The sequence below is a fragment of the Kitasatospora sp. NPDC059577 genome, assembly GCF_042735475.1.
Lineage (GTDB): Bacteria > Actinomycetota > Actinomycetes > Streptomycetales > Streptomycetaceae > Kitasatospora.
In genome coordinates this window covers 64,348-73,039 of sequence record NZ_JBHWBZ010000051.1, presented here as the reverse complement: position 1 = coordinate 73,039, position 8,692 = coordinate 64,348, and the positions used below count along the sequence as shown (strand labels likewise).

Annotated in this window: 9 protein-coding genes; 7 read left to right on the top strand and 2 right to left on the bottom strand. The window is 73.6% G+C overall.

Translation table 11 applies throughout. The features are described 5' to 3' along the window. Positions 1-169: 169 nt before the first annotated feature. Positions 170-466, top strand: coding sequence for an MTH1187 family thiamine-binding protein (locus ACFV0O_RS30685; protein WP_360266443.1), 297 nt, complete (start codon positions 170-172; stop codon positions 464-466). Positions 467-523: 57 nt separating this feature from the next. Here ACFV0O_RS30685 and ACFV0O_RS30680 read toward each other — a convergent pair whose 3' ends face one another. Beyond that, positions 524-997, bottom strand: a complete 474-nt coding sequence (locus ACFV0O_RS30680; RefSeq protein ID WP_380346957.1) for a DoxX family protein — start codon at positions 995-997, stop codon at positions 524-526. A gap of 152 nt (positions 998-1,149) precedes the next feature. Between ACFV0O_RS30680 and ACFV0O_RS30675 the strand changes: the two genes are divergently transcribed. From ACFV0O_RS30675 to ACFV0O_RS30665, 3 genes are all read left to right on the top strand, one after another. Then, positions 1,150-1,737 (top strand): TetR family transcriptional regulator, encoded by a 588-nt coding sequence (locus tag ACFV0O_RS30675; RefSeq protein WP_360266438.1) that lies wholly within the window; start codon positions 1,150-1,152, stop codon positions 1,735-1,737. Positions 1,738-1,831: 94 nt separating this feature from the next. Beyond that, positions 1,832-3,430 (top strand): MFS transporter, encoded by a 1,599-nt coding sequence (locus ACFV0O_RS30670; protein ID WP_380346955.1) that lies wholly within the window; start codon positions 1,832-1,834, stop codon positions 3,428-3,430. Then, positions 3,427-4,188: a glucose 1-dehydrogenase gene (locus ACFV0O_RS30665; protein WP_360266432.1), complete on the top strand. Its 762-nt coding sequence runs from the start codon at positions 3,427-3,429 to the stop codon at positions 4,186-4,188. The genes ACFV0O_RS30670 and ACFV0O_RS30665 overlap by 4 nt, the downstream gene beginning before the upstream one ends. A 115-nt stretch (positions 4,189-4,303) precedes the next feature. Here the strand turns inward: ACFV0O_RS30665 and ACFV0O_RS30660 are convergent, their stop codons facing one another. Further along, the gene (locus tag ACFV0O_RS30660; protein WP_380346953.1) at positions 4,304-5,068 is read right to left on the bottom strand and encodes an SMI1/KNR4 family protein; all 765 of its coding nucleotides are present in this window, start codon (positions 5,066-5,068) and stop codon (positions 4,304-4,306) included. A 205-nt stretch (positions 5,069-5,273) separates the two neighbouring features. Here ACFV0O_RS30660 and ACFV0O_RS30655 point away from each other — a divergent pair, with 205 nt between their 5' ends. From ACFV0O_RS30655 to ACFV0O_RS30645, 3 genes are all read left to right on the top strand, one after another. Beyond that, the gene (locus ACFV0O_RS30655) at positions 5,274-6,194 is read left to right on the top strand and encodes a carbohydrate ABC transporter permease (RefSeq protein WP_380346952.1); all 921 of its coding nucleotides are present in this window, start codon (positions 5,274-5,276) and stop codon (positions 6,192-6,194) included. Beyond that, on the top strand, positions 6,191-7,087 hold the full coding sequence (locus ACFV0O_RS30650) for a carbohydrate ABC transporter permease (RefSeq protein WP_380346950.1): 897 nt from the start codon (positions 6,191-6,193) through the stop codon (positions 7,085-7,087). The genes ACFV0O_RS30655 and ACFV0O_RS30650 overlap by 4 nt, the downstream gene beginning before the upstream one ends. 65 nt (positions 7,088-7,152) lie before the next feature. Further along, positions 7,153-8,547 (top strand): ABC transporter substrate-binding protein, encoded by a 1,395-nt coding sequence (locus ACFV0O_RS30645; RefSeq protein ID WP_380346948.1) that lies wholly within the window; start codon positions 7,153-7,155, stop codon positions 8,545-8,547. Positions 8,548-8,692: the final 145 nt, after the last annotated feature.

Sequence of the window (8,692 nt, the reverse complement as noted above, 5' to 3'; positions counted from 1 at the left end):
GCCGGTGGGTCCGCGTCGGGGAGGTTGTGGGACGATCGGGCGGTGCGTCCAGCCGGGATGCCCGGCGTCGTGCGCGCGGCGGGAATTGTCAGACAAGCCCTAGCCTGGTCGCCGGTTCGGGAGGGCCCGAACCGGTGACCGGTGCCGTCGACCCGAGGAGTGCAGAGCCGTGATCGCAGCCTTTTCCGTGACCCCGCTGGGGATCGGCGAGGACGTCGGCGAGGCGGTCGCCGCCGCCGTCCGGGTGGTCCGCGCGAGCGGACTCCCGAACCGTACGGACGCGATGTTCACCAGCATCGAGGGGGAGTGGGACGAGGTGATGCCGGTGATCCGGGCGGCGATCGAGGCGGTGAAGGCCCACAGCAACCGGGTCAGCACGGTCATCAAGATCGACGACCGGGCCGGGGTCACCGACGGCCTCACCGCCAAGGTCGCCTCGGTGGAGCGGCACCTCGCGGAGGACTGAACCGGCCCGCCCCGGTCCGCCCGTCCTGCCCGGCCCGCCCCGGTGGGTGCGCCGGGCTCAGCCCGTCCTGCTCGGCTGCGCGGCGGGCTCGGCCGCCGCGGCCACCGGCCGACGGCCGAGCAACCGGTCCACGGCGTACGGGCCGGAGCCGAGCACGGCGATGGCCAGGAACGCCCAGCAGAACATCACCGAGGCCTCGCCGCCGTTCTGCAGCGGCAGCAGCGCGTGCTCCTGGTGGACGGTGAAGTAGGCGTAGGCCATCGAGCCGGAGCAGAGCAGGGCGGCCGCCCTGGTGCCGGCGCCGAGCAGGACGAGGACGCCGCCGACCAGTTGGATCAGTGCGGCCCACCATCCGGGCCACTGGCCGATCGGGACGGTGCCGCCGCCCTTGGCGCCGCCGAGGACGCCGAACAGCGAGGCGGCGCCGTGGCAGGCGAAGAGCAGGCCGATGACGATCCGAAAGGCCGTCAGCACCAGTGGCCGGGCGGCCTCGGCGGCCTGGCGGGGGGAGGTGGGGACGTGTGCGGACATGCGGAGACGCCTCCTGTGGGGGGAAGGAGGGATGAGGCGGTAAGGGTAGCCTTGGTCTAGTCCACTTGGCAATGCTCCGTCAGATTGTTCGACCGGGATCGGCCGTCGATTTTTCTTGACCGATCATTCCGGAAAGGGCTAGCGTGTGGGACATGGCGCGAACGAAGGAATTCGACCCGGACGCAGCACTGCAGGCAGCCCTGGAGTTGTTCTGGCAGCGCGGCTACGAGGCCACCTCGATGGCCGACCTGGTCGAGCGGCTCGGCATCGGCCGGGCCAGCGTCTACGCCACCTTCGGCAGCAAGCACGAGCTGTACCTGCGCGCGCTGGAGCGGTACGCCGAGCAGACCGACCCGGTGCTGCTGGCGGAGCTGTCCCAGCCCGGTCCGGTGCTGCCGGCGGTGCGGGCGATGGTGCGCCGGTACGCGGCGGAGTCGGCCGGGGCCGGGCGGGAGCGCGGCTGCTTCGTCACCAACACCGCTGTCGAACTCGCCCCGCACGACTCCTCCGCCGCCCGCCGGGTCAGTGCCAGCCTCGCCCACCTGGAGGCGGTGCTGACCGCCGCCCTGGTCCGGGCGCAGGCGCAGGGGGAGCTGTCCGCCGGGCGGGAGCCCCGGGCGCTCGCCCGGATGCTGATGGTGCTGATGCAGGGGATGCGGGTGATGGGCAAGACCGTCGACGGCGCGGCCCGGGTGGGGGACGCCGCCGAGCAGGCGCTGGCGCTGCTGGACGTCGACTGACGCCGGACCGCACCGGCCCGAGACTTTGGCTGTCGTGATTCTGGACCGAACGGTCTTTATAGGGGAGGGGCTCATGAGTGGCACAGGGGGGCGCATGAACGGCACAGCGGCGGGCCGCTCCGGCTTCGCGCTGCTCGGCGCGGTGCAGGCGGTGCTGATCTTCACGATCATGATCCTCACCGTGCCGCTGCCGCTGGTCGCCCGCGAGTTCGCACTCGGCCCGTCCGGAGTGCTGCTGCTGAGTGCCGCGTACGGGCTCTCGTTCAGCTCCCTGCTGCTGCTCGGCGGGCGGTTGACCGACCGTCACGGCGGCCGCCCGGTGCTCCGGTGGGGTCTGCTGCTGCTCGCCGTCGCCTCCGTCGCCTGCGCCCTCGCGCCCGGCTACCCCGTCCTGCTGGCGAGCCGTTTCGTCCAGGGTGCCGGTGCGGCCCTCACCGCCCCGGCGGCGGTCGCCGTGGTCCGGGCGCTGCACCCCGAACCCGCCGCCTACCGGAGGGCGATGGCCACCTGGGGCGGCCTCTCGGTGCTCGGAGCGACGGCCGGCAGCGTGGTGTCGGGCGCGGTCGCCGCCGCGGTCTCCTGGCGCTGGCTCTTCGCGGTGCCCGTCCTGGCCGCCCTGACCGGCCTCGCCCGCTCCGGCGCGCTGCCCGCCGCCTTACCCTCCGCCGTACCCGGTGCCGTACCCGGCACCGCCCCCGCCGTACCCGGCACCGCCCCCGCCGGACCGGCCGCTTCCGCCGGGCGCCGCCCCGCCCTCGACCTGCGCGGCGCGGCCCTCGCCACCGCCGGTGTCTGCGCGGCGAGTTACGCCCTGGTGGCGTCCACCGAACACGGCTGGACCGACCCGGGCGTGTACGGGCCGCTGGCCGCCGGCCTCGCCCTGCTGCTCGCCTTCGCCGCCGCCGAACGCCGCACCGCCGACCCGCTGCTGCCGCCCGGCTTCCTGGCCGACCGGCGCCGCGGCACCGCCCTGGTCGCCGTCATGGCGACCGCCGCCGGCACCGCGCTGACCTTCGTCCTGCTCTCGCTCTACCTCCAGCAGCAACGCGGCTGGAGCGCCGCCGCGACCTCCGCCGCCTTCCTGCCGTACGCCGCCGTCCTGCCGGTGTCCGGCCGCCTGGCCGGCCGACTGACCCTCCGGCACGGGCCGGTGCCCGTCACCGTCGCCGGCCTGGCCGTGGCGGGCGCCGGGCTCGGCCTGCTCGCCGGGATCACCCCCGGCAGCGGGTACGCCACCGGGCTGCTGCCCGCACTCCTCCTGGTGCCCGCCGGAGCCGCCGCCGCCTTCGCCGGAGCGGCCGTCCTCGCCACCGGCGGGGTGGCGCCCGGGCGCACCGGCCTGGCCGCCGGCGTGTTCAACACGGCCATGGAACTCGGCCCCACCGCCGCACTGGCCGCCCTGATGGCGCTCGCCGCCACCCGCCCGAGCGTCGTCGGCGGCTACGCCACGGCCTTCGCGGCGGCCGCCGCCGGGCTGGCACTCACCGCCGTCGCAGTCGCCGCCCTGCCCCGCACCACCACCCCGCCGGACGGCGGCAGCGCCGCACCGGAGCGCACCACCACCCCGCCGGACGGCGGCAGCGCCGCACCGGAGCGCACCCCCAGTCCACCGGACGGCGCCGCCGCACCGGACCGCACCACCACCACCACCGCATCAGAACGCACCACCCGGACCGAGGAGTTCACATCATGACCACGCGTTTCGCCGACAAGTCCGTCCTGGTCACCGGCGGCGGCAGCGGCATCGGCCGGGCCATCGCCCTGGCCTTCGCCGAGGAGGGCGCCCGGGTCGCGGTCGTCGGCCGGAGCGCCGCCCCGCTCGCCGGGACCGTCGAACTGATCGAGCGGGCCGGCGGCAAGGCGGTGGCCCTCACCGGCGACGTGACGAACGGCGACGACGCCGCCCGGCTGGTCCGCGAGACCGTCGAGCAGTTCGGCGGGCTGGACGTCGCCGTCAACAACGCCGGGGTGCTCGGCGCGGTCGGCCCGGTGGCCGACATCGACGAGGCCGAGTGGCGGCGGGTGATCGACGTCAACCTCACCGGCACCATGCTCGCGATGAAGCACCAGATCGCCCACCTGCGGGCGCACGGCGGCGGCGCGATCGTCAACGTCTCGTCCAACCTCGGCGCCCACCGGCGGATCCCGAACCTCGCGGCCTACGCCGCCAGCAAGGCCGCCGTCACCGTGCTGACCCGCGCCGCCGCCCTCGACCACATCGCCGACGGCGTGCGGATCAACTCGGTGAGCCCGGGCGCGGTGGACACCCCCATGTCGGGCCGGCCGGGTGAGAGCGCCGCGGAGAAGGCCGAGCGGATGCGGGCCGACGTCCCGGTCGGCCGGGCCGGCGCGGTCGAGGAGATAGCCGCCGCGGTGCTGTACCTGGCCTCGGACGAGGCCGGCTACACCGTCGGCAGCGACCTGGTGCTCGACGGCGGCTCCAGCGCCTGACCGCCCACGGGCCCCGCCTGACCGCCCACGGGCCCCGCTCGATCGTCCACGGGCCCCGCCCGACCGTCGACCGGGCCCCGCCCGACCGCGCACGGGGGTCGCGGGCGGGCGGGGCTCACTCGCCCAGCCAGTCCCCGGGCACCGCCTCGTACAGCGCCTCCAGCGCCTCCGGGGTGCGTGCCCGGGCCGCCATCCACGCCTCCTCGACCACCGAGACCAGGACGCCCGGCCCCTGGTACCAGCGACAGCCCCGGCCGAGTGCGGGCAGCTCCCGGAACCCGTCGGGGAGGTCGTCCTCCGACTCGATGAAGTCGGTCAGCTCGTGGTCCTCCAGCAGCTTCTCCGTCATGGCCATCACCGCGGCCGCCGTCGAGAAGTGCTCCTCCCAGGGCTCCCACCGCTCCAGGGACTTGTCGGCCAGGTCCATCCGGATCACCGTCGGCGGATCCTCCCGGTCGACGCCCCCGCCGCCGTCGACGTCCCCGCGCTCGATGCCGCCGCCCTCGGCAGCCGAGTGGTCGGGCCCGGCCGGCACCAGGCAGGCCGTCGGCACCCCCCAGTGCGCGCAGCCCTGGTTCTCCGCCCGGTAGACCAACGCGCCGTCCAGCACGAACAGTTCGTCCGGCGTCAGCAGCACGTCGTGGTTGCTGGTGAGGTCGGCCCGCCGGCCGAACAGCCGGTACGCCTCGCGCAGCGCCGCCGGCAGCCGCAGGCCGAGCCGCCGCTCCGCGGCGTCGAGGTCGGCGTCCGGGAAGCCGTCGTCCGGCCCGAGCGGCTCGCCCCAGTACGCGGCGAAGCCGCTGACGAGTGCCCAGGAGCCCGCGCGGCCGCGCAGACTTTCGGCCATTGCGGCCCGTATGTCGAATTCCGTTTCGTCCACCCGCGCACCGTACGGCACCCCTCCGACAACGCCGTGAACCGCTCAACAGCGGTGCGGGAGCCCGTCCGGGCACGACCGGCCGAAACCTGACGCGAACGCGTAATCCCGGTGACACCCGTTGATCACCACGGGGTTTCCGCCGCGTCGTGTGGGCAGGACACGGTTTCGGCCGGAACCGACATCACGAAAGGCGGACGCGCACCGTATGCCGACCGCACCGCACACCGCGCCCCGAGCGGGCCGTCGAAGCCGCTGGGGCGAACACGGGCTCGCCTGGGCCTTCCTGCTGCCCTCCCTGGTGGTCTTCGTCCTCTTCATCGGCTACCCGCTGGGCCGGACGGTCTACCTGAGCGGGCACGCCAACGACCTCTTCGGCGCGCCCTCCCGCTTCGTCGGGGCGAAGCACTACACCGACCTGCTGACCTCGGCGGACTTCCGCCGCACCCTCGTCACCACGGCGCTGTTCACCCTGCTCACCGTGGTGCCAGGGGTGCTCGGCGCGCTGGTGCTGGTGCTGCTCCTGGAGAACCGGATCCGCGGCGTGCGGCTGCTGCGCTCCGCCTTCGCGCTGCCCTTCGCCTTCTCGGTGGCGAGCGCGTCGGTGGTCTTCGCGGTGTTCTTCAACCCGGCCAGCGGGGTGCTCAACGGCCTGCTCTCGCACGTCGGCCTCGGCCCGGTGGGCTGGCTGACCGACTCCCGGTACGCGCTGGTCTCGGTGGCCGTCACCACGGTCTGGATGAACCTCGGCTACAACGTGCTGGTGCTCTCCGCCGGGATCGGCTCGATCCCGCAGGAGGTGGTGGAGGCGGCCCGGATCGACGGGGCGTCGGGCCTGCGGCTGGCCCGCTCGATCACCGTCCCGATGCTCGGCCCGAACCTGTTCTTCCTGACCGTCGTCTCCACCGTGCACGCGCTGCAGAGCTTCGGCCAGATCCACATCCTCACCAAGGGCGGGCCGGACGGCTCCACCCGGACCCTCGTCTACTCCGTCTACGAGAAGGCCTTCGCCTACGGCTCCAGCGACTTCGGCACCGCGAGTGCCCAGGCCGTGGTGCTGCTCGTGGTCGTCCTCGCCTGCACGGCCGTCCAGTTCGGCGTCCTGGAGCGGAAGGTGCACTACGCATGACCTCGATCGCCACCACCGACGTCGAGGCGCCCGAGGCGCCCCGCCCGCGCACCCGCACCCTCGCCGGGCGCTCCCCGCGCGACCTGCTCGGCCGCGCCGCCGTCTACCTGCTGCTCGGCGTGGCCGTCGTCACCGTGGCCTTCCCGGTGTACTACGCGGTCGCCGGCGCCTTCATGGGCCCGTCGGAGCTCTCCTCCTACCCGCCCGCGCTGGTGCCGCACTCGGTCACCGGGCGGAACTTCTCGGGCGCCGTGGACGCGATCCCGCTGGCCCGCCAGTACGCCAACTCGGCGGTCGTGGCCACCGCCATCACCCTCGCCCAGCTGTTCACCTCGATCCTGGCCGCGTACGCCTTCGTCTTCCTGCCGCTGAAGGCGCGGGCGGCGGTGTTCGGGGTGTTCCTGGCGACGCTGATGGTCCCGTGGGAGGCCATCATCATCCCCAACTACCTGACGCTGTCGGGCTGGGGGCTCGGTAACACCTACTTCGGCCTGGTGCTGCCCTTCCTGGCGTCCGGCTTCGGCACCTTCATGCTGCGCCAGGCCTTCCGCCAGCTGCCCGGCGAACTGCGCGACGCCGCCCGGATCGACGGCGCCGGCCACTGGCGCTTCCTGTGGCGGATCGTGGTCCCGCTCAACAAGCCCGCGCTCGCGGCGCTGTCGATCTACGTCTTCCTGTCCGCCTGGAACCAGTACTTCTGGCCGCTGATCATCACGCGCACGGCGGAGATGCAGACCCTGCAGATCGGTCTCACCTCGCTGCGCGACTCCGAGATGGCCGATCCCGGGCTGATCCTGGCCGGCGTCGTGCTCTCCCTGCTGCCCACGCTCGCCCTGGTGGTCTTCGGCCAGCGCTTCATCGTCCGCGGCCTCACCGCGGGCGCGGTGCGCTGACCCGTGCCACGTCCGTCCCTCGCCAGTCCCTCGCCAGTCCATCGCGTTCGAGAGAGAGAACCCTCGTGAAGAAGAGTGCACGCGCGCTCGCGGCCCTGCTGGTGGCCGGCCTGTCCCTGACCGCCTGCAGTTCCTCCGGTTCCGGGTCCGGTTCCGGCTCCGCCAACGACGCCGCGGCGCCCGGTGCCCAGGCGCTCGACCAGGCCTCCGGCGTCACGAACGTCGAGTTCTGGCACTCGATGACCGGCAAGAACGCCGAGGTGCTCACCGGGCTGGTCGACCAGTTCAACGCCGCGCACCAGGGCAAGGTCGCGGTCAAGGCGCAGTTCCAGGGCAAGTACGACGAGCTGGTCACCAAGTACAAGGCCGCGGTGCAGCAGAAGGGCACGCCCGCCCTGGTGCAGGTCTACGACATCGGCACCCGGTTCATGATCGACTCCAGGCAGACCGTCCCCGCCCAGGCCTTCGCGGACAAGGACGGCTACCCGCTGGGCGACCTGGACGCCAACATCCGCAACTACTACTCGGTCGGCGGCAAGCTCCAGTCGATGCCGTTCAACTCCTCGATGCCGCTGCTCTACCTCAACGACGACGCCTTCAAGGAGGCCGGCCTCGACCCGGCGCAGCCGCCCAAGGACCTCAACGAGCTGGGCGAGCTCGCGAAGAAGCTGACCAAGAAGGACGCCGACGGCAAGACCGTCCGGTACGGCTTCGGCGCCGCCATCTACGGCTGGTTCGTGGAGCAGCTGCTGGCCGAGTCCGGCGCCATGTACTGCGACAGCGACAACGGCCGCAGCAACAAGGCCGGCAAGGTCGTGTTCGACTCCGCGCAGGGCGCGCAGATCGTCCAGTGGTGGGCCGACCTGGTCAAGGGCGGCTACGCGGCCAACACCGGCCGCACCACCGACGACGCCCAGGCCGCGTTCAAGGCCGGCACGGTTGCGATGCACCTGGAGTCCACCGGCGTGCTGCGCGGCTACACGGAGGCGGCGAAGTTCGCCGTCGGCACCGCCGCCTTCCCGAAGGTCACCGCCGCGGACCAGGGCGGCCCGGTGATCGGCGGCGCCTCGCTGTGGATCAGCGGCCCCGGCCACTCGGACGCCGAGAAGCGCGCCGCCTGGGAGTTCGAGAAGTTCGTGACGGCCCCCGAGCAGCAGGCCGTCTGGCACACCGGCACCGGGTACTTCCCGGTGAACACGAAGTCCCTGGACGACCCCAAGGACAAGGAGTGGGTGGCCAAGTACCCGCAGTTCCAGACCGCGATCGACCAGCTGAAGTCCACCAAGCCCACCCCGGCCACCGCGGGCTGCCTGCTCGGCGTCATGCCGCAGGCCCGCAAGGGCGTGGAGACCGCGATCGAGCAGACCGTCTCGGGCAGCAAGTCGGCCCAGCAGGCGCTGTCCGACGCCGCCAAGGAGCTGCAGCCGGCGATCGAGAGCTACAACAGCTCGGTGGGCTGAACCGCTGCCACCCGAACCGCCGTCACGGTCGGGCCGACGGGCCCCCCCCCGCCCCCCGCGCCCCGGGGGGGGGGGCGCCGCGGGCCGACCGGGGCGCCGCGCGGGGGGCGCGCGCGCGGGGGGGGGGGGGGGGGGGGCGGGGGAG